This is a genomic window from Microbispora sp. NPDC049125 (genome assembly GCF_040802045.1).
Taxonomy (GTDB): Bacteria; Actinomycetota; Actinomycetes; order Streptosporangiales; family Streptosporangiaceae; genus Microbispora.
Genome location: NZ_JBEZDW010000001.1, coordinates 219,766 through 238,687, shown reverse-complemented (window position 1 = coordinate 238,687; position 18,922 = coordinate 219,766). Strand labels below are relative to the sequence as shown.

The 18,922-nt window shown below is 72.6% G+C and carries 18 protein-coding genes; 5 read left to right on the top strand and 13 right to left on the bottom strand.

What is annotated here, in order from left to right:
* Positions 1-4: 4 nt before the first annotated feature.
* From AB0B72_RS01035 to AB0B72_RS01010, 6 genes are all read right to left on the bottom strand, one after another.
* On the bottom strand, positions 5-886 hold the full coding sequence (locus AB0B72_RS01035) for a glycosyltransferase family 2 protein (protein WP_367736205.1): 882 nt from the start codon (positions 884-886) through the stop codon (positions 5-7).
* 198 nt (positions 887-1,084) lie between these two features.
* Positions 1,085-1,843, bottom strand: coding sequence for a CDP-alcohol phosphatidyltransferase family protein (locus AB0B72_RS01030; RefSeq protein WP_367736204.1), 759 nt, complete (start codon positions 1,841-1,843; stop codon positions 1,085-1,087).
* Complete coding sequence (locus AB0B72_RS01025) at positions 1,821-2,861, bottom strand: iron-containing alcohol dehydrogenase family protein (RefSeq protein ID WP_367736472.1); 1,041 nt, start codon at positions 2,859-2,861, stop codon at positions 1,821-1,823. The genes AB0B72_RS01030 and AB0B72_RS01025 overlap by 23 nt, the downstream gene beginning before the upstream one ends.
* Positions 2,862-2,956: 95 nt before the next feature.
* Positions 2,957-3,688 carry a sugar phosphate nucleotidyltransferase gene (locus AB0B72_RS01020; RefSeq protein WP_367736203.1) on the bottom strand — a complete coding sequence of 244 codons (732 nt, stop codon included), beginning with the start codon at positions 3,686-3,688 and terminating at the stop codon, positions 2,957-2,959.
* A gap of 108 nt (positions 3,689-3,796) precedes the next feature.
* Positions 3,797-4,420 carry a DUF5941 domain-containing protein gene (locus tag AB0B72_RS01015; protein ID WP_367736202.1) on the bottom strand — a complete coding sequence of 208 codons (624 nt, stop codon included), beginning with the start codon at positions 4,418-4,420 and terminating at the stop codon, positions 3,797-3,799.
* The gene (locus AB0B72_RS01010) at positions 4,417-6,015 is read right to left on the bottom strand and encodes a CDP-alcohol phosphatidyltransferase family protein (protein WP_367736201.1); all 1,599 of its coding nucleotides are present in this window, start codon (positions 6,013-6,015) and stop codon (positions 4,417-4,419) included. Before AB0B72_RS01010 ends, AB0B72_RS01015 begins: the two co-directional genes overlap by 4 nt.
* A 96-nt stretch (positions 6,016-6,111) precedes the next feature.
* Here AB0B72_RS01010 and AB0B72_RS01005 point away from each other — a divergent pair, with 96 nt between their 5' ends.
* The 3 genes from AB0B72_RS01005 to AB0B72_RS00995 are packed head-to-tail and all read left to right on the top strand — an operon-like array spanning position 6,112 to position 9,975.
* Positions 6,112-7,518: an SDR family NAD(P)-dependent oxidoreductase gene (locus AB0B72_RS01005; protein WP_367736200.1), complete on the top strand. Its 1,407-nt coding sequence runs from the start codon at positions 6,112-6,114 to the stop codon at positions 7,516-7,518.
* Between the two features lie 16 nt (positions 7,519-7,534).
* Positions 7,535-9,307, top strand: coding sequence for a CDP-glycerol glycerophosphotransferase family protein (locus tag AB0B72_RS01000; protein ID WP_367736199.1), 1,773 nt, complete (start codon positions 7,535-7,537; stop codon positions 9,305-9,307).
* A gap of 53 nt (positions 9,308-9,360) precedes the next feature.
* On the top strand, positions 9,361-9,975 hold the full coding sequence (locus AB0B72_RS00995) for a Uma2 family endonuclease (RefSeq protein ID WP_367736198.1): 615 nt from the start codon (positions 9,361-9,363) through the stop codon (positions 9,973-9,975).
* Here the strand turns inward: AB0B72_RS00995 and AB0B72_RS00990 are convergent.
* On the bottom strand, positions 9,952-11,010 hold the full coding sequence (locus AB0B72_RS00990; RefSeq protein WP_367736197.1) for a glycosyltransferase family 2 protein: 1,059 nt from the start codon (positions 11,008-11,010) through the stop codon (positions 9,952-9,954). The genes AB0B72_RS00995 and AB0B72_RS00990 overlap by 24 nt on opposite strands.
* Before the next feature lie 221 nt (positions 11,011-11,231).
* Here AB0B72_RS00990 and AB0B72_RS00985 point away from each other — a divergent pair, with 221 nt between their 5' ends.
* Together AB0B72_RS00985 and AB0B72_RS00980 are read left to right on the top strand one after the other, a co-directional pair.
* Positions 11,232-12,596, top strand: coding sequence for an LCP family protein (locus AB0B72_RS00985; protein ID WP_367736196.1), 1,365 nt, complete (start codon positions 11,232-11,234; stop codon positions 12,594-12,596).
* A 100-nt stretch (positions 12,597-12,696) separates the two neighbouring features.
* Positions 12,697-13,686, top strand: coding sequence for a hypothetical protein (locus AB0B72_RS00980; protein WP_367736195.1), 990 nt, complete (start codon positions 12,697-12,699; stop codon positions 13,684-13,686).
* Between the two features lie 26 nt (positions 13,687-13,712).
* Here AB0B72_RS00980 and AB0B72_RS00975 read toward each other — a convergent pair whose 3' ends face one another.
* Genes AB0B72_RS00975 through AB0B72_RS00950 form a run of 6 tightly spaced genes read right to left on the bottom strand, consistent with a single transcriptional unit; the run spans position 13,713 to position 18,906 of the window.
* Positions 13,713-14,573, bottom strand: a complete 861-nt coding sequence (locus AB0B72_RS00975) for an SMP-30/gluconolactonase/LRE family protein (protein ID WP_367736194.1) — start codon at positions 14,571-14,573, stop codon at positions 13,713-13,715.
* 50 nt (positions 14,574-14,623) lie between these two features.
* Positions 14,624-15,604: a sugar kinase gene (locus AB0B72_RS00970; protein WP_367736193.1), complete on the bottom strand. Its 981-nt coding sequence runs from the start codon at positions 15,602-15,604 to the stop codon at positions 14,624-14,626.
* Complete coding sequence (locus AB0B72_RS00965; RefSeq protein WP_367736192.1) at positions 15,601-16,239, bottom strand: bifunctional 4-hydroxy-2-oxoglutarate aldolase/2-dehydro-3-deoxy-phosphogluconate aldolase; 639 nt, start codon at positions 16,237-16,239, stop codon at positions 15,601-15,603. The genes AB0B72_RS00970 and AB0B72_RS00965 overlap by 4 nt, the downstream gene beginning before the upstream one ends.
* Positions 16,236-17,066, bottom strand: a complete 831-nt coding sequence (locus AB0B72_RS00960) for a hypothetical protein (protein ID WP_367736191.1) — start codon at positions 17,064-17,066, stop codon at positions 16,236-16,238. Before AB0B72_RS00960 ends, AB0B72_RS00965 begins: the two co-directional genes overlap by 4 nt.
* Positions 17,060-18,205 carry a galactonate dehydratase gene (gene dgoD, locus AB0B72_RS00955; protein WP_367736190.1) on the bottom strand — a complete coding sequence of 382 codons (1,146 nt, stop codon included), beginning with the start codon at positions 18,203-18,205 and terminating at the stop codon, positions 17,060-17,062. The genes AB0B72_RS00960 and dgoD overlap by 7 nt, the downstream gene beginning before the upstream one ends.
* A complete protein-coding gene (locus AB0B72_RS00950) occupies positions 18,202-18,906 on the bottom strand; it encodes a FadR/GntR family transcriptional regulator (RefSeq protein ID WP_367736189.1) in 705 nt (234 codons plus the stop codon). The genes dgoD and AB0B72_RS00950 overlap by 4 nt, the downstream gene beginning before the upstream one ends.
* Between the last annotated feature and the right edge of the window lie 16 nt (positions 18,907-18,922).

Sequence of the window (18,922 nt, the reverse complement as noted above, 5' to 3'; positions counted from 1 at the left end):
AGCGCTAGATGACGGGGGGGCGGCCGAGGCGGAGCATGCGCCAGGCGGTGCGCCAGGCCATCGGACGGCGCTCGCCAGCCGACTCGCGCAGGCCCTCGGAGAAGCCGCGGAACCAGGCCCGCAGCGATGCCGCCGACCGCTCGCGGGCGAGCGTGAGGAAGACCCAGTTCAGCAGGTACAGCCCGGCGAGGGGCCAGGGCAGGTTGCGGCGGGCCAGCCACACCCGGTTGCGCGCGTTGAGCCGGTAGAACTCGGTGTGCCGGCTCGGCAGCACGAGCGGGTGGTACATCACGGTCTCGGCGTCGTACTCGATGCGGTAGCCCTCGCCCAGCAGCCGCCAGGCGAGGTCGGTCTCCTCGTGGGCGTAGAAGAACCGCTCGGGGAGGCCGCCGACCTGGAGGAAGGCGGACTTCCTGACGGCGCAGGCGCCGCCGAGGAACGTCGTCACCGGCGAGGAGCGCTCCGGGTCGCCCGCGCGCAGCCGGGGCACGTGCCGCCGCTGCACCAGGCCGCCCTCGGGGTCCATGACGCGGAAGGAGATGACCGCGAGGTCGGGCTCGTGGGCGAACCGGTCGCGCACGTGCGCCGCGACCTTCGAGTTGGCGTACCACCCGTCGTCGTCCAGGAACAGGACGATGTCGCCGGAGCACTCCTGGACGCCGCGGTTCCGCCCCTCGGGGATGCCGGCGTTGTGCGTGAGCCGTACGGTCTTGATGGAGGCAGAGGAGCCCGGCAGCGGTTCGGCCGCGAGCGGGGGCACGTCGGCGCCGTTACCGACGATCACCACCTCGACGTCGCCGTCCGTCTGTGTCAGGGCCGACTCGACGGCCCGGTCGAGCTCGGCGAGCCTGTTGCCCATCGTGAGGATGACACATGAAATCTTCACCGCGTCATCGCCTCGACGTGGGGCGCACTACACACGATTTCATGATCACCGAGTCTGTATGGCGGGGCAATCCGACGTCTGCCTGGTTTACTGTGAAATAAGGGTATCGGAACTGCCAGCAAACCCCCACCCAACGGCGCATGTGCCGAGGGGTGATGTACCGCCCCAGCGGGGACGACGGCATCAGGCCGGGGGCCGTCATGACAGCCGCCGCGACGCCAGGATGCTCACCAGGTGCAGCACGAGCTGGACGACGGCCACGACGGCGCAGGCGACGACCAGCACCCGCGTGGCGGGAAACCACAGGTCGAGCACGGCGGCGACCACCACGATCAGCGACAGCTCGACGGCCTGGATCAGCCGGTGGAACCGCAGGGCTCCGACCACCCGGCGGGCGAGGGCCACCCGGCTGGACGCGAACTGCGCCGCCGACGACTCCGTGGCCGCGACCAGCCCGGAGCGGGCGCGTGCGACGTCCACCAGGTCGGTCTCCGACTTGATGAGGATCGCGCCCAGGGCCGCGGCGAAGCCGAGCACCGTGTACCAGTCGGGAAGCACCTCGGAGGCCCGGAAGCCGAGGCCGATCAGCAGGGCCGCCTCGGCGAAGTAGTGCCCCACCCGGTCGAGGTAGACGCCAGTGATCGACGTGCGGCCGGTCCACCGGGCCAGCTCGCCGTCGGAGCAGTCCAGCAGCAGGTAGAGCTGGATCAGCAGGGCGGCGCCCACCGCGGCCCAGATCCCTGGAATGGCCAGTACGGCTCCCGCGGCCAGCCCCGACACGATCATCAGGCCGGTGACCTGGTTGGGCGACAGGGGCGTCTTGACCAGCACCCAGGTGGCGTAGATGGACAGCCGCCGCATGTACAGCAGGCCGGCCCAGTGCTCGCCGCTTCGGCGGTCCATGGTGGTCTGCGGCTGGGCGACCGCGCGAAGTTCAGCTACCGACGGCGCGGACATAATCCTCAACTCTCGCCCGGACCTCGGACTCCGACAGCCGGAGGTGCTCAAGGATGGTGTAGCGGCCGGGCCGCGTGCTGGGGGCCAGCATGACGGCCTCGGTGAACTGGCCGGCCGTGAGACCGACGTCTCCCGGGGTGACGGGCAGTCCGTGACGCCCCAGGGAGCCGGTCACCTGGGCGAGCCGCTGCTCGTCCTCCCGGAGGAAGAAGCAGAACGCCGCGCCGATGCCGGCGAGCTCGCCGTGGTTGGACGTTCCGGGGAAAAGCTGATCCACGGCATGAAGGATCTCATGATCGCCGCCACTCGCCGGACGGCTTGACCCCGCGATGACCATAGAGAGACCGGAAAGAATCAAAGATTCCGCCAGGACGGTCAGGAAAGGGTCCGACTCGATCGAGTCCGGCCGCCCGAGCACGGCCTCCGCCGCCGTACGGGCCATGGCGATCGCCAGCCCGTCGATCGGCTCCCCGCGCTCGACGTTGCCGAGCTGCCAGTCGTCGATCGCGGACAGATTGCTGATCACGTCGCCGATGCCGGCCCGTACGAGGGACTCCGGCGCGTCGTGGACGAAGTCGAGGTCCACCATGATGGCGAGCGGCATGGGGACGCCGAACGAGCCCTTGCCCCCCTCGTGGACGAGCGACGCCACGGGCGAGCAGATGCCGTCGTGCGACAGGTTGGTGGCCACCGCGACCATCGGGATGCCGGCGAGCGACGCCGCGTACTTGGTCGCGTCGATGGTCCTGCCGCCGCCGACGCCGATCACGGCCTCGTAGTTCCCCTTGCGGAGGTCGGCGCCGAGGGAGACGGCCGCGTCGACCGTCCCGTCGGGGACGCGGAACACCTTGGCCTCCCCCAGCGACGGGGAGATGACCTCGGCGATCCGGTCGCCCTGGCCCACACCGACGGCCACGGCGACCCGGCCCGAGGTGGCGACCCGGCTGTCGGCGAGCAGCGAGCCGAGCTGCGCGATCGCGCCCCGCCGTACCTCGATCGTGAGGGGGGCGGGGAGCATCCTTGCCAAAATCGGCATCAGAACTCCTCAGGCGGCGCCGGCGCGGGGCCCGGCGATGGGGCGGACGGAGGGGGCGGCCGTCCGGCACAGGGGGGTCAGTAGCGGCATGCGATCTCACGGGCCTTCGACAGGTCGTCGTGGTTGTCGACCTCGACCCAGTCGACCTTGCCGATGGGCGCCACGGCGATCTTCTCCCCGCGCTCCACCATCTCCTGGTAGCCGTCCTCGTAGTAGAGCTGCGGATCCCGCTCGAACGTCGCGCGCAGGGCGTCGGCGAGCCGCTCGGCGGCGCCGGGACGGATCAGCGTCGCGCCGATGTACTCCCCGTAGGCCTCCACCGGGTCCATCAGCTTGGTGATCCTCTTCAGCCGGCCGTCCTGGAGCGTGACCTTCATCTCCTCGTCCGCCAGCGACTTCACGTCGTCGACGGCGAGCAGGATGTCGGCCCCGTCCTCGGAGGACAGCAGGGTCCGCTCCACCGACACCGGGTGGACGGTGTCGCCGTTCACCAGCAGCGCGCCCTGGCCGAAGTGGTCGCGGGCGCACCACAGCGAGTACGCGTTGTTCCACTCCTCGGCCTTGTCGTTGAACACCAGCGTCAGCTGGACGCCGTGCCGGCGCTCCAGGTCCGCCTGGCGCTCGCGCACGGCCTGCGCCTGATAGCCGACGATCACGACGACCTCGCGGAGGTCCACCGCCGCGAGGTTGCGCAGCGCGATGTCGAGGATCGTGGTCTCACCGTCGACAGGCACCAGCGCCTTGGGCAGCGTGTCGGTGTACGGCCGCAGCCGGCGTCCGGCTCCGGCGGCCAGCACCATTCCGAGCAATTTCCCGCACTCCTTGAGGTCGAGCGTCAGACGATAACCTCAAAGGTTAGTTGGCTTTTAGCCCCAGTTGGGTAATCCGGAGTTGGCCGGATGTTAACTGCGGCCGTTTCACTCGGGCGCTCCGGCCTCGGCGGCCTCCCCCGCCGCGCGTGGCGCGGCCAGCCAGCAGGTCAGGCTCTCCCAGCCGAACAGGCACCACAGGTAGACGGCGAGCAGCACGAACACCGGGGCCACCAGGCCGAGCAGGCCGCCCAGCGCGACGACGAGCATCCTGCCGTCCCAGCCGAGCCCGGCCGGCGCCAGCCAGGGCGGCGCGTAGACATGCTGCCGCAACCGGTAGACGGTGTCGTAGTGGTGGAAGGCCATCGCGCCGAGCAGGGCGAAGACGAGCACGGGCGGGACGTCCCTGGCGAAGCCGGCCGAGGCGATGAAGCCGTACTCGGTGAGCCGCAGGATCGGCGGCACGAGCCAGTCGAGCCGCCCGTCGTGCGGGTGCGAGCTGCCCGCCCCGGCGAGCAGAAGGGCCACGGCCGGGGCGAAGACCGCGAAGTCGTCCGCGCCGGCCGCGCCCAGGCCCAGCAGGACCGCGGTCACGAAGGCCCCCGCCAGCGCCGGCGGCAGCGGCGGGAGCTGTCCGGAGACCAGCAGGCCCATCCCCTTCGACAGCGTGCCGTCGTCGCGGTAGGCCACGACCGCGCTGCGCGGGACCGGCGTCATGTGCACGGAGATCATGCGAAGGACCTCGCCATCCGGCCGGCCGTGGTGTAGGCGAGCGCGACGCCGCCCCAGCCGAGCAGCGCGAGGAACGTCACCCGGGCGTCGGACACGGCGGCCGTCACCGCGATGAGCGCCATCCGCTCCCCGATGGGCAGCACGACGATCTTCTTGAGCCAGTACGCCGCGCCCTTGTCGAGCCGCCGCGACAGCGCGAGCACCGTCCCGGCCTTCTGCTGCCGCGGCGGGTCGTCCCACGGCACGTCCAGCAACCGGAGCGGCCGGACCCGCCCGGCGTCCCTGCGCGCGGCGTCGGCCACCCATCCGGCGTACGAGAAGTCCACCATGTGCCGCAGGCTCTGCAGGATCATCGCCGACACGGCCAGCGGCCACACAGACGCGCCGGGGGCGTAACCGAGGGCCAGCCCGACATAGACGACGTACTCCTTGAGCCGGTCGCAGATCGCGTCGAGCCAGCCGCCCAGCGGCGAGAACCGGCGGGTATACCGGGCGAGCTGGCCGTCCACGCAGTCGAGCACGAACGACAGGTAGAGGGCGGCGGCCCCGACGACCATCGCCGTCCGGTGCCCGTCGGAGAACCAGATCGCCGCGATCGCGGCCAGGCCGACCGAGAAGCCGGTCACCGCGTTGGGGGTCAGCCCCATGCGCGCCGCCAGCCGTACGACGTGGCGCGACCACGAGCTGACGGCGTAGGTGGCGAAGAAGCCGTCGCCGCTCTTGACCGCCGCCTCCAGCCGGGCCTGCGGCTCGTTCACCCGGGCGAGGTCGCGTACGGCGTCCTCCGCCGCCGTGCGGCCCGCCACGCGGGAGCAGTGCAGTGAGCCGATCGCGGCGGCCTGGACCGGCACACCGGCGCGGACCAGCCCGGTGAGGAGCAGGTCGGGCACCTCGGTGTCGCTCACCCGCCCGAGGCCGCGGCGCTGCGCGAGGTCGGCCAGCTCCTCGGCGACGTCGGCGAGCGTCGCGAGGTGGGCCTCCCCCACCTGGAGGACGCCGCGGAAGGTGCCGTTGGGCCACTCGACCTCGTGGAAGGAGTTGCCCGCCGACACGACGCGTCCCCACTCGGTGCGCACGGGGGGGCGCAGCGGCCCGGGATCGCCGCCGGCGACGACGGCGCCCGTCGGCCGCGAAGGATGCTCGAACAGCGTGGCGAGGGCCTCGGTGTGCGCGACGACGTCGGCGGCCAGCACCGCGACGGCGGACGTGGACGCCCGGGCGGACTTCGCCACGATCCGCAGGTCCTCGGCGAGCCCGTCGCTCGTGCTCAGGGTGTGCCGCATGCCGTCCACCAAGGGAAGCGCCCAGGCGTCCGGCACGTCGCGCGGGGGGCCGTCGGCGCGCCGCTCCTCTGGGGCGCTGACGCGCCAGGCGGCGTATCCGCCGGTCAGGCCCTCACCGCGGGCCACGACGTGCAGCTCGCGAACGGGGAGCGTGACGAGCTGGGCGGTCAGCCGCTCCAGGAGGCTTCCTCCGGGGCACGGCAGACCCGCCGACGGCGAGGTCGCCAGGACCACCACCACCGTGTCGGTGTCTCGTACTGCGCCGGGCTTGCTCGGCTCCGCCCCCATGGAATCCCGCTTCACGTCGGCCACGCGGTTCTCACCTCGCAACGTAACCGAGTGATCACATGGTGGCAATCACCTTCACCGGCTTCCCGCACAGGTATGGTCGGTGGCGGGGAGGAGATCATGATCGCGGAATCGCGTCTGCGCAGGGTAGGGGTGGTGCTCGCCGGCGGCGTCGGCCAGCGCGTCGGCCTCAACACCCCGAAGCAGCTCTTGAAGATCGCCGGCAAGACGATCCTGGAGCACACGCTCGACGTGTTCGACGGGCATCCGGAGATCGACGAGGTCGTCGTGCTGATGGCGCCCGGCTTCGTCGCCGACGCCGAGGAACTGGTGCGGAGGAACGGCTACACCAAGGTCACCCGGGTGCTCGAAGGAGGCGCGAGCCGTACCGAGTCGACCTGGCGGGCGCTGGCCGCCCTGGGCGAGCAGGAGTGCGACGTCCTGCTGCACGACGCGGTGCGGCCGCTTGTGGAGCCGCGCATCATCAGCGAATGCGTGGCCGCGCTCGGCCGGTACGAGGCGGTGGAGGTGGCGATCCCGTCCGCCGACACCATCGTGGTGGCGGCGCCCGGACCGCGCGGGGAGATCATCCGGGACATCCCGGACCGCTCGCGGCTACGGCGCGGGCAGACGCCCCAGTGCTTCCGCCTGTCGGTGATCCGCTCGGCCTACGAGCGGGCCTTCGCCGATCCGGGCTTCCCGGCGCTGCCCACGACCGACGACTGCGGCGTGGTGCTTCGCTACCTGCCCGACGTGCCGATTTACATCGTGCCCGGCAGCGAGCACAACATGAAGGTGACCCACCCGGTCGACGTCTTCATCGCCGACAAGCTGTTCCAGCTCGCGGAGAGCGCCGCGCCCGCGCACACCGAGGAGGCCTACCGGGAAGGCCTGCGCGGGAAGACGCTCGTGGTCTTCGGCGGCAGCTACGGCATCGGGGCCGACGTCGTCGAGCTGGCCAGGGGCTACGGCGCGTCCGTCCACTCCTTCTCCCGCAGCCAGAACGGTGTACGCGTCGAGGACATCGCGGCCGTGGAGGACGCCCTGGCCCGCGCGTACGCCGAGACGGGCCGGATCGACTACGTCATCAACACCGCAGCGGTGCTCCATATGGGCAAGCTGGGCGAGTCTGGGCAGCACACCATCGAGGAGACCATCGGCGTCAACTACCTCGGACCGGTCAACATCGCCCGCGCGTCGATCAAGTACCTCATGGAGACCCGCGGCCACCTGCTGCTCTACACCTCCTCGTCGTACACGCGCGGCCGGGCGGACTACAGCCTCTACTCCTCCTCCAAGGCCGCCGTCGTCAACCTGACGCAGGCCCTCGCCGACGAATGGGCCTGCCACGGCGTGCGGGTCAACTGCGTGAACCCGGAGCGGACCGCCACGCCGATGCGGCTTCGCGCGTTCGGCGACGAACCGGCGGGGACGCTGCTGTCCCCCGGCGCCGTCGCCCGGACCAGCCTCGACGTGCTGCTGTCCCGGCTGACCGGTCAGGTCGTCGACGTGCGGCTTCCTCGGTGAAGGGAGCCGTACGGGGATGAGGGTGTCGATCAGGGGGCGCGCCGCCCTGCTCACCGCGCTGCTGCTCGCGTCGTACCCGGCGCTGCTCGCCGCCGCGCTGTGGCCGCTGCCGTGGGTCTTCGCGATCCTGGTGCCGCTGTCGTACGCCGCCGAGGTCGCGCTGCCCGCCAAGGCGGCGGACGCCCTCGCCAGGGCGCACCTGGGCGCGACGCTGCGGTTCCTGACCCGGGAGACGGCCGCCGTCCTGCTGCTCGCGCGGGCGGCCCCGGCCGAGCCCCGGTGGTACGCGCTGCTCGCGGCGGGGTTCTTCCTGATGCACGGCGCCCGCGCCGCGCAGACCTGGCTGGCCGCGCGGCTCGACCGCTGCCACCACCAGATGCCGGTCACCACGCGCAACCTCGACCTGCCGGCCCTGCGCATACCGCCCGCGCCGCCGCGCACGCTGCTGGCGTGGCGGGGCCTGCGCCTGCTCTACCTGGACGCGCTGCCCGTCGGGCTGGCCGCGGCCCCGGCGTCCGCCGGCTGGGCGGGCAGCGCGGGCGCCGCCGCCGTGCTCGCGGCGCAGGCGGCTGCCGCCGCCGTCCTGCTGGTCCACGTCCGCCGGGCCGCCCATCTGCTGGACCGCTCTCTGGTCGTCGCGGCCGTCGACGAGGCCGTCCGCGCCCTCGCGCCGCAGGTCGTGCTGTACTTCTCCGGCCCGCGTACGGCGGCCTACCAGGCCACCATGTGGCTCGGCACGCTGGAGGCCATCGCGCCGACGACCCTCGTGGTGCTGCGGGAGCGGGCGCTGCTCGCCGCCCTCGGGCCGACGACGCTGCCGGTGGTGTGCATCCCGTCGTCGGTGGACCTGATGAACTTCGGTGGCCTCGGCTCGGCCCGAGTGGCGCTGTTCCCCGCCAACGTCGGCAACAACATCCACATGCTGCGGGTGCCGGGGATCAGGAGCGTGTTCATCGGCCACGGCGACAGCGACAAGGAGGCCTCCTTCAACCCGTACACCAAGGTGTACGACGAGGTGTGGGTGGCCGGGCCGGCCGGGCGCGACCGGTACCTGCGGGCCCAGGTCGGCGTACGGGACGAGGCGATCGTGGAGGTGGGCCGCCCCCAGCTCGCGAAGGTGCTGCGCACCAGCCCGCACTCCGAGGGCGCGGTGCCGTACCGGACCGTGCTGTACGCGCCGACGTGGGAGGGGTGGACCGACGACCTGTTCCACAGCTCGCTGCTGACGATGGGGCCCCGGCTGGTGCGCGCCCTGCTGGAGCGGCAGGTGCGGGTCGTCTACAAGCCGCACCCGCTGACCGGCCACCGCTCCCCGGCGGCACGGGCCGCGCACCGCGAGATCATGGCGCTGCTGCGCGAGGCCTCCTCCGGCGGCGTGCCGCACCTCGCCGTGACAGAGACCGAGCCGACCCTCTACGAGTGCTTCAACGAGGCCGACCTGCTGATCGGCGACATCTCCAGCGTGGTGTCCGACTTCGTCGCCAGCGGCAAGCCGTACGCCGTCACCAACGTGGCGGGACTGGCCGCCGGGGAGTTCCGGGCGCGCTATTCGGCCGCCGGGGCGGCGTACCTGCTCGGCGGCGATCTGCGGGAGCTGCCGGACGTCCTGGACCGGCTGGAACGGGGCGAGGACCGGATGGCGGGCGCGCGGCGTGAGCTGCGCGCCTACCTGCTCGGCCCCGACCATCCGGACCCGGTCGCCCGCTTCGAGGAGGCGGTCATGGACGCCTGCCACCGGGCCGCCGTCCGCATCGACGAGGAATCTCTCGCGCTGCCCGCCCTCGACTGAAATACTGGCGGCACCTACTCAGCGTGTCGACACAGATACGAAGGGATGCAACCATGGTCGCGATCTCACGTAAGCCGCACGGCCCCACGCTGGTGCCCGTGTCCGACGGTCCGTTGCCCAGCACCCCTCGCGAGCTGTTCGACTCACTGCCCCCCCTACCCGGTCTGCGGACCGAGATCATCGACGGGAGACTGATCGTGACCCCCGTGGGCACCCCCGAGCACGGCCGCGCGGCCATGCGACTGTTTCGCGCGTTCATCCCCCTCATGGATGAGCGAGGATGGGACGGCTGGACGGGCAACGTCGACGTCTGCCTTGACGGCTCGCGCGAGCCGGTCGAGCCCGACTTCGTGCTGGCGCCGAAGGACTGCCCCCGGTGGGGAGAGCGCGAACTGCTTTCCTCCGGCCTGAAGCTGGTCGCGGAGGTCGTCTCCAGGGGCAGCGCCCAGGACGACCGCGAGAAGAAGCCGGTGATGTACGCCCGGGGCGGCGTCCCCGTGATGGTCCTCGTGGACCCGCTGGCGACGCCTCCGACGGTGACCGTCTACAGCGAGCCGAAGGAAGGCCTCTACCAGATGTCGGCGACCGCGACCTTCGGGCGGGAGGTCCTTGTCCCCCACCCGATCGACTTCACGCTCGACACCTCAGTCTTCGAAGAGGTCCTGTAGGGCGGCCCGTTCGGCCTGGGGCCGCAGCTTGCCGAGCCTGCGCGGGCTGGTGAGGAAGCCGGTCCCCCAGGACATGTGCATCGTCGCGTACGCGACCGGAAGGCGCAGCAGCGCGGCGGGAGGCAGGCTCCGGCCGGTGAGGACCGACCCGGCCAGGATCCCCGCGACGTACGCCCCCGGGATCAGCAGGCCCGGCCAGAAGAACGGGGAGACGACGAGGCCCGCGACGATGGCCGCGACCGCCGCCGGCGGCGCCAGATAGCGCAGGTTGATGGTGCCCTCGTGGGTGCGGGCGACGACCCGCCGCCATCGGCCGTAGTGGAAGTACTGCTTCGCGAGGGCCTTGACCGTGGACCGGGGACGGTAGGAGACCCGCATGCGCGGCTGGAACCACACCAGGCCCCCGGTCTCCCGGATGCGGTGGTTCATCTCCCAGTCCTGGGCACGCAGGAAGTGCTCGTCGTAGCCGCCCACCCGGTCGAGCGCCTCGCGGCGGAAGACGCCGAGGTAGACGGTGTCGGCCGGGCCGGCCTGCCCACCGGTGTGGAAGGCCGCGTTGCCGACGCCGATCCTCGAAGTCATCGCGCAGGCGACCGCCTGCTCGAACGGCGTCACGCCCTCGGCCGCCATGATGCCGCCCACGTTGTCGGCGCCGGTCTGCTCCAGCGTCTCGACGGCCGTGCGGACGTAGTCCGGCGGCAGCAGGGCGTGCCCGTCGACGCGGGCCACGATGGGGTTGCGGGACGCGGCGATGGCGGCGTTCAGCGCGTTGGGTGTGCGGCCCGTCGGGTTGGGGACCACGACGACGCGAGGGTCCTCGGCCGCGATCGCGTCCGCGACCTCCTGCGTCCGGTCCTGCGAGGGACCGACGCTGAGGACGACCTCCAGCGGGCCGTCGTAGTCCTGTTCGAGCACCTGCCGCACGGCGTCGCGCAGGTGGCGCTCCTCGTTGAGAACCGGCATGATCACCGAGACCGGTGGCCAGTCCCCTGTTGACGTCTGGCTCGTTCGGCGCGAGTCGGGTAAGGGCTTCATGGCTGCGCTCACGCTACTGTACGGAGGGGCGGAGACGGCAACCGGAGGACGGAATGTCCGGCGACCATGAAGAAGACTCCGGCGTCCACGTAGGTGGCGACGGAGTCGGGGGGGTCAGGATCGCAGCCAGGCGCGCCCGCCAAAAACGGACAAATGTCAGATCTCTCATCATCTCCGGCTCCCTTTCGGGTGTCGTACTGCTCGGCTCCGGCGTGCTGTGGATGGTGCCGAACTACGCCGCCAGCAAGATCCAGGTCGTCGAGGCCGGCACGAGCGAGACCGGCTCCAGCGGCGCGATGAACATCCTGCTGGTCGGCGTGGACAAGCGCGACAACCTCACCAGGCGCCAGCAGAACCAGCTTCACCTCGGCCGCGAGGCCGGGCAGCGCAGCGACACCATGATGGTGATCCACCTGTCCGACGACCACAGGAAGGTGACCGTCGTCAGTCTGCCGAGGGACAGCTGGACGACGATCCCCGGCCAGGGCACGCACAAAATCAATTCGGCGTACCAGTTCGGCGGCGCCAAGCTCGCCGTCAAGACCGTGGAGCAGGCCACCGGCCTGAGCATCAACCACTACGTCGAGGTCAACGTGCTCGGCTTCATCGACGTCGTCGAGTCGCTGGGCGGGGTGACCGTCTGCACGCCGGTCGCGATCAACGACACCAAGACCCGGCTCGCCCTCCAGCCCGGCACGTACACGCTCGACGGGGTCAACGCGCTGGCCTACGCCCGCACGCGCGCCACGGCACGATCCGACCTCGACCGGATCGACCGCCAGCAGCAGGTCATCTCGGCGCTGCTGAGCAAGGCGCTGAGCGGCGGCACGCTGGCGAACCCGGCGAAGCTCGCCGGGCTCGTCAACTCCACGCTGAAGACCATCACCGTGGACAAGCCGCTCGCGCAGGACCTGATCGGCCTGGCCGGCCAGCTGAAGGACGTCTCGACGGACGACGTGTCGTTCGCCACCGTGCCGCTGGCCGACGTGAACTTCCGCGCTCCGACGGGCGAGTCGGCCGTGCTGTGGGACAAGGCGGCGGCGCGGGAGCTGTTCCGCCGCATCAACGCCGACGAACCCCTCGTGAAGCCGTCCGGCAAGCCGTCCTCCGCATCTACGTCGTCCGCATCACCCGCGGCGTCCTCGGCCGCGTCTCCCGGCGCGTCCCCCACGGCTTCCCCGGCATCCTCCCCGGCGGCGTCCTCGGCGGAGCTGACGATCCCGCCCGAGCGGATCGCGGTCCGCGTCCTCAACGGGACGCTCATCACCGGTCTCGGCGCCAGGACGAAGACCGCCCTCGTCGCGGCCGGGTTCCAGGTGCCGTCCACGCCCGGCGACACGGCCAGGCGCGACTTCGGCAACACCATCGTGCGCTACCCGCCCGGACGTGCCGACTCGGCCCGTACGGTGGCCGCCGCCTTCCCCGGGTCCGAGATGCGCGAGCAGGACGTCGCCGGGATCGAGGTCGTGGTGGGGCAGAAGAACCACGACGTCAAGAAGGTGACGGTGGCCGCCGCCACGCCCACCGCCGGAGCCGTGGCGACTCCCGCGGCCAGGACCGCCACGCAGAACATCTGCAAGAAGTAGGACATCACCCCGCACCCGGCTGGTCTCCGGCCCGGTGGCACGGCGGAAAACCGGCCGATACGCTCTTCCGGTCCGATCTTCAGCCTAGGGAGCGGGCCGCATGGACGAGGGCGCGCGCACGAGCCGCCGGACCGCTCCGGTGCTCGGCTTCACGGCGGTGGCGGCCACCGCGGCTCCACTGATCCTGGCCACTGCTGGAGAGGCCGGCGTCGCCCGGGTGTGCTTCCTGGGCACGGACGCGGTGAGGGCCGACCGGGTGGCCTCCCTGCCGCTGTTCTGGGCCGAGCTGCTGCTGCCCGCCCTGCTGGCCGGGCTCCTGCTGCTCGCACCCCGAAGGGCGGCCGTCCGGGGCGGGGCGGCGATCGCCGCCATCCTCGTGGCGGCCGTGGTAGACGGCGTGGTGCTTCCCGGCTCCGACCCCTGCCGTGGCACACCGCTTCCCACGTCGACGCCCTGGCCCCTGATGGCGTGTTACCTCGTGGGCGCCGGGGCGCTGATCGCCTTCCACCGGCTGGGCGCCGGGTCGCCCACCGGCCGCCGTCCCGCCGGGCTGCTGGCGCTCACCGCGTCCGTCGCGGCGGTGTGGACCCCGCTGACCTGCCTGCTGGAGCTGGACATCCCCAGCGGGTACGCGGAGGACACCTTCGGGTGGTACGCGGGGAACATCCTCATCGACCCCTCCCCCTTGGAAAGGATCTCCGGGTCTTTCGCGGCGGCCGAGATGACCGGCGTGCCGCTCGCGGTGGTCGCGTTGGCCGTGGCCGCCAGAGCGGCGGGTGAGGGCAGGGCCGCCCGAGTGGCCAGCGCCTGCGCCGCGATCGTCCTTCTCGCGGTGGCTCTCGCCGACGTGGCCGCCTGCTGGGGCGACTCATCAGGCCTGGCGCAGCTCGTCAGATGGCCACTGGTCCTTTCCGCCGTCCTCGTCGTGGCCCTCGCCTGGGGCCCGCCCGGATGGGCCGCCACGACCGGGAGAATGCGCGCACGGTGGAACGCCGTCCCCTCCGGGGCGCGTGACCTCACTCTGCTTCTCGGAGCCGTGGCCCTGGTCGCGTGGCTCGTCATGACGTACTTCCTGCCCTTGGCACCCTGACGGCCGTCCGGGCGGACGGCGCACCTCTACCGCGCGGAACGGGGCGCGGCGGCGTCCATGAGGAACGGGACGGCCGGACGGCCCTCCGCGACGCCCTCCACGGCGTACACCGCGCCCGCCCCCTCGGCGGGGCTCAGGCCGTACGCCGCGGTGGTGACGAACAGACGGCCGCCCGCGAGGCAGACGCTGGTGGGCTGGGGAGTGGGCACCGGGACGACTCGGTCGAGCCGGCCGTCGGGGGCGTAACGGTGGACGGCGGACGCGCCCCACACCGCGACCCACAGGTATCCCTCGTCGTCCATGGTCATCCCGTCGGGCGAGCCGTGCTCCAGGGTGACGAAGACGGAGGGCTCCCCCAGGTCGCCGGTGGCCGGGTCGACCGCGTGCCGGTCGATCCGGCCCTCGGCTGTGTCGGCCAGATACATGACCCGGCCGTCCGCGGTGAACGCGGGACCGTTGGGGATGGTCAGTCCTGTGCGGACGGCCGTCACGGTCAGGTCGGCGCCGACCCGGTAGAGCGTTCCGGCGCCCGGCGTCACGTCGTAAGCCATGCTGCCCGCCCAGAACCGGCCGGCCGGGTCGCATACACCGTCGTTCATCCGGGACGTCGCGGGCAGCGGCCGGGCGATCCAGTCGAGGACGCCGGTCGTCTGGTCGAGCAGGGCGAAGCCCTGGCCGGCCGCCGCGAGCCAGGTGCCCGGGCTGCCGGCGACGGGGGCCACCGCGCCGAGCGTCACGCCGGCCTGCGTGAGCTCCTCGGCCGGGCCCGGCCGGTCGGTGGAGGCCGCGAACAGCCTCCCGGCGAGGATGTCGACGAAGATGAGCCGCCCGTCCACCCACCTCGCCCCTTCGCCCAGCTCGCAGCTCACCGGGCACCATACGTCCATTCGATCTCTCCCTCGTTCAGCCGGGGCACACGGGTCAGCATGCACGGGATTCAGCGCAGGGTGGAGCCGGGCAGAGAGTCGAGCAGACCGAGCTCCCGCCTGTCGGGCAGGCCCTCCCAGTCGCCGGACGAGGCGACGGCGAAGGCTCCGGTGGTGACGGCCCGGCTCAGGCGACCGGCCAGATCCAGGCCGTCGAGCAGCCCGGACAGATAACCGGCGGTGAAGGCGTCCCCCGCTCCGACCAGGTCGGCGACGCGTACGCGGCGGGCCGGGGTGTCCACCGTCTCCGCCGGGGTGTGACCGGTGGCGCCGTCGGCGCCGCGTTTGACGATCACCTCGGCCACCCCCGCGTCCAGCAGCGCCGCCACCCGGTCGCGCTCGGTCGTGGCCGACGCGGGAGCGACGAGCTCCAGCTCGTCGTCGGACGCGATGACCACCGACAGCCGGGACGCCAGCGGCCGGAGCGTCTCGGCCGCGCGTTCACGGTCCCAGAGGCGGGAGCGGTGGTTGACGTCCAGGCTCACGCGCAGCCCGGAGTCCACGGCCGCGCGCACGGCCGCCGCCGGGCCGGGCCCGAGGGCGGGGGTGATACCGGTGACGTGCACCATTTTGGGCGGCGGGTCCAGCGCGGGCAGGACGTCCGGCGGCGACAGGAAGGAGGCGGCCGAGCCGGCCCGGTGGTAGAGCACCCGGGTCAGGTCGCCCACCCGCCGCTCCACCAGCATCAGCCCTGTCGGCCCGCGCCGGTCGACCCGGCAGTGCGTCACGTCGACGCCCTCCGCGCGCAGCGTCCGCAGCACCAGCTCACCCGTCTCGTCGTCGCCGACGAGCCCGGTCCAGGAGGCACGGTGGCCGAGGCGCGCCAATCCGATCGCGACGTTGGACTCCGCTCCCCCGACCGACAGCCGCATCGTCCCGCCGAGCCTGACGGGGTCGAGCGCACGCAGCGAGGCCATCGTCTCCCCGAACGTGGCGACGTCGATCACAGCCCCGCCACCCACGGCCTCGCCGCTCACGGCCCCGCCGCTCACAGCGCCGTCCTGAACTCGCGGATCCGGGCTCTGAGCTCGTCGAGGCTCCCGCCGTTCGCCGCGTCGCCGACCAGGGGCGAGCCGACGCCGACCGCGACCGCACCCGCCCGCAGGTAGCCGGTCGCCGCCGCCGCGTCGACCCCGCCCACGGGCACGAACGGCACCTGCGGGAAGGGGTCGCGCAGCGCGCGCAGGTAGGGGACGCCTCCGAGCGACGCCGGGAACAGCTTGACGGCGGCCGCCCCCGCGCCGAGCGCGGCCACGACCTCGGTGGGGGTGAGCGCGCCCGCGAGAACGGGCAGCCCGAGCCGCCGACCGGCCGCCACCGCCTCGCCGAGCGCGGGCGTGACGAGATAGGAGGCACCCGCCTCGGCGGCCTCGCGCGCGTCCGCGGCGGTGAGGACCGTGCCCGCGCCCAGACCCGCCGTCTCCCCCAGGGCCGCCCGCGCCCCGCGGATCACATCCAGTGCGCCGGGGGTCACGAGGGACACCTCGACCAGCTCGACGCCCTCCTCCACCAGCGTGACGACCGTACGAAGGGCGGCGTCGGCGTCGGTGCCGCGCACGATCGCCAGCAGCCGCCGGGAGGCCAGCTCCTCCAGGAGGCGCGAGTCGTCGAAGGGGCGTTCTGTCATCGCTCAATCCGTTCCGCGGCCAGCACGAGCCGCCAGGTCAGCTCACCGGAGTGCGGGACGACGGCCGCGTCGCCTGGCCCCGCCTCCGCCAGGTCGAACACCGCGCCGAGCATCGGCTCAACCCCGATGCTGCGGTACGGCGCATTGGAGGGGAATCCCCCGAGGTTGCGCCAGAGCGCGGTGGAGACCGGGACGCCGGGCGGCGCCTCCACGCGCAGGTCGAGGACGTCGGCGCCGTCGACGACGCGCACGGCGGTGCACCGCAGCACCGCGCCGGCGGCGGTCCCGTCGTCGGGGCCGAGCCGGTCGAGCGCCAGGCCGTACGGGGTGGGCCAGGGGCCCTCCACGTGCGCGGCGCCGGGCGGCCAGGCGCGGTCGAGAAGCGGCGCGGCCTCGGGGAAGACCCGCGTGGGGGTGCCTGAGGGAGCGCTGAGCCGGGCGTCCTCTCCGAGGTCGAGCAGGGCGTGGGCCGCCCACACGAACGCGAATCCCGGGTCGGCCGACAGCCGGTAGGCCGCCACCACCGCCCCGCCTTCCTCGCTCACTTCGCGCAGCAACTCGAAGCCGTCACAGGTCACGACGCTCTGGACGGGCGTGCCGGCCCACGGGCGGCTCCAGGCGTCACCGTGGTCGGGCAGCCCCCGCACCGTGGGAACGCACTCCTCCAGCCCTCCCACGTCGACGAAGCCCGCGCCGGGGACGACGGCGGCCCGGGCGGGATCGGGGCGCGACCACAGCCACTCCCGTCCGCCTCCGGCGAGGGAGGTCCATCTGCCGCCGTGGGCCAGGTCGAAGCCCGCCCGCAGCGGCACCCGGGAGGTCACCATTCGGCGAGCCCGCCGTCGGCGTGACGCCAGACCGGGTTGCGCCACGCGTGTCCCGCCTGGTCGGCGCGCCTGACCTCGGCCTCGTCGATCTCGACCCCCAGCCCGGGGCCCCCGGGCAGGGTGACGTAGCCGTCGGTGAAGCGGAACATCCCGGGGTCGAGCACGTAGTCGAGCAGGTCGGCGCCCTGGTTGTAGTGAATGCCGATCGAGTGCTCCTGGATCAGGAAGTTGGGGGTCGCGAAGGCGACCTGGAGGCTGGCGGCGAGGGCGACCGGGCCGAGCGGGCAGTGCGGGGCGAGTTTCGCGTCCCAGACCTCGGCCATCGCGGCGATCCTGCGGGTCTCCGAGATGCCGCCCGCGTGGGAAAGGTCGGGCTGCACCACGGCGACCCCGGCCTCAAGCGCGGCCCGGAAGTCCCACCGGGAGTACAGCCGCTCCCCCGTCGCGACGGGCACGCTGCTGGCGGTGACGACGTCGCGCAGCAGGTGGGGCCGGTCGGGCAGCACCGGCTCCTCGGCGAACATCGGCTGGAACCCCGCGATCAGCGGCAGGATCCGCCTGGCGTCCGCCGCCGACACGCGGCCGTGGAAGTCGACGGCCACGTCGCGGGCCGGCCCGAGGATCTCCCTGGCCAGCGCGACCCGGTCCACCACCCCCGCGACGTCGGCGGCGGTCGCGAGGGCGGGCATGCGCCCGCCGGCGTTCATCTTGACCGCGGTGAACCCGGCCTCCAGCCTGGCGGTGATGCCCTCGGCGAGCTCGGCGGGATCGTCGCCGCCCACCCAGGCGTACATGCGGACCCGGTCGCGGACCGGCCCGCCGAGCAGCGCGTGCACGGGAGCGCCGTACGTCTTGCCGGCGATGTCCCACAGGGCCTGGTCGAGGCCGGCGAGCGCGCTGGACAGCACCGGGCCGCCCCGGTAGAAGCCGCCGTTGGCCATGACCTGCCAGTGATCCTCGATACGCAGGGGATCCTCGCCGAGCAAGTACTCGGCCAGCACGTGGACGGCCGCGCGGACCACCTCGGCGCGGCCCTCCACGACCGGCTCGCCCCAGCCGACCACGCCCTCGTCGGTCTCCACGCGGCAGAACAGCCAGCGCGGCGGCACGAGGAACGTCTCCACCTTAACGATCTTCATTGTCGCCCCCGGTTCCTGATCTCCTGCTCGTCCTTGGCTGCCTGCTCCAGCAGCGCCCGCATCGCGCGCTCCGCCCCGTCGGCGTCCGACGCGCGTACGGCGTCGAGCACGGCCTGGTGCGGCGGGAGGAAGTCGCCGGTGTGCCCCTCGGCGTGGACGAGCAGGTCACGGGCGCGCAGCCCGATCTCGATGATGTACTCCATTCGGATCAGCAGTTCGTTGTGCGAGGCCTCGAGCAGCCGGCGGTGGAAGGCGAGGTCGGCCTCGACGATCTCCTTCGCCCCGCACTCCGGGGTGACCGTCGCGAGCGTGGCCGACAGCCGGGCGATGTCCTCCTCCGTACGGCGGGCCGCCGCCAGGCGCGCGCCGGCCGGCTCCACGATGATCCGCACCTCGTAGAGGTCGTCGAGCAGCCCGGAGCCCTCCGGCTCCTCGAACTGCCAGCGGAGCAGATCGGGGTCGAGCAGGCTCCACTCGGAGCGCGGCCGGACGAACGTGCCCCGCTTGGGCCGGGCGTCCACCAGTCCCTTCGCGGCGAGGACCTTCAACGCCTCGCGCACCACCGTCTTGCTGACGTCGAAGGTGAACTCCATCGCGTCCAGATCGAGGGTGGAGCCGGGGGCGTCCTTGCCTGTCACGATGCGCCGGCCGACCGCCTCGACGACCTGGCCGTGGATGCCGCGGCCGGGATAGACGCTCAATTTCGCCGTCCTTGGG

Excerpts from the sequence above, each read along its gene's own strand:
- AB0B72_RS01030 (WP_367736204.1), bottom strand. The coding sequence starts at position 1,843 with ATGTCCGCGCCGTCGGTAGCTGAACTTCGCGCGGTCGCCCAGCCGCAG.
- AB0B72_RS01025 (WP_367736472.1), bottom strand. The coding sequence starts at position 2,861 with ATGCTCCCCGCCCCCCTCACGATCGAGGTACGGCGGGGCGCGATCGCG.
- AB0B72_RS01015 (WP_367736202.1), bottom strand. The coding sequence starts at position 4,420 with ATGATCTCCGTGCACATGACGCCGGTCCCGCGCAGCGCGGTCGTGGCC.
- AB0B72_RS01005 (WP_367736200.1), top strand. The coding sequence starts at position 6,112 with ATGATCGCGGAATCGCGTCTGCGCAGGGTAGGGGTGGTGCTCGCCGGC.
- AB0B72_RS01000 (WP_367736199.1), top strand. The coding sequence starts at position 7,535 with ATGAGGGTGTCGATCAGGGGGCGCGCCGCCCTGCTCACCGCGCTGCTG.
- AB0B72_RS00995 (WP_367736198.1), top strand. The coding sequence starts at position 9,361 with ATGGTCGCGATCTCACGTAAGCCGCACGGCCCCACGCTGGTGCCCGTG.
- AB0B72_RS00990 (WP_367736197.1), bottom strand. The coding sequence starts at position 11,010 with ATGAAGCCCTTACCCGACTCGCGCCGAACGAGCCAGACGTCAACAGGG.
- AB0B72_RS00985 (WP_367736196.1), top strand. The coding sequence starts at position 11,232 with ATGGTGCCGAACTACGCCGCCAGCAAGATCCAGGTCGTCGAGGCCGGC.
- AB0B72_RS00980 (WP_367736195.1), top strand. The coding sequence starts at position 12,697 with ATGGACGAGGGCGCGCGCACGAGCCGCCGGACCGCTCCGGTGCTCGGC.
- AB0B72_RS00975 (WP_367736194.1), bottom strand. The coding sequence starts at position 14,573 with ATGGACGTATGGTGCCCGGTGAGCTGCGAGCTGGGCGAAGGGGCGAGG.
- AB0B72_RS00965 (WP_367736192.1), bottom strand. The coding sequence starts at position 16,239 with ATGACAGAACGCCCCTTCGACGACTCGCGCCTCCTGGAGGAGCTGGCC.
- AB0B72_RS00960 (WP_367736191.1), bottom strand. The coding sequence starts at position 17,066 with ATGGTGACCTCCCGGGTGCCGCTGCGGGCGGGCTTCGACCTGGCCCAC.
- dgoD (WP_367736190.1), bottom strand. The coding sequence starts at position 18,205 with ATGAAGATCGTTAAGGTGGAGACGTTCCTCGTGCCGCCGCGCTGGCTG.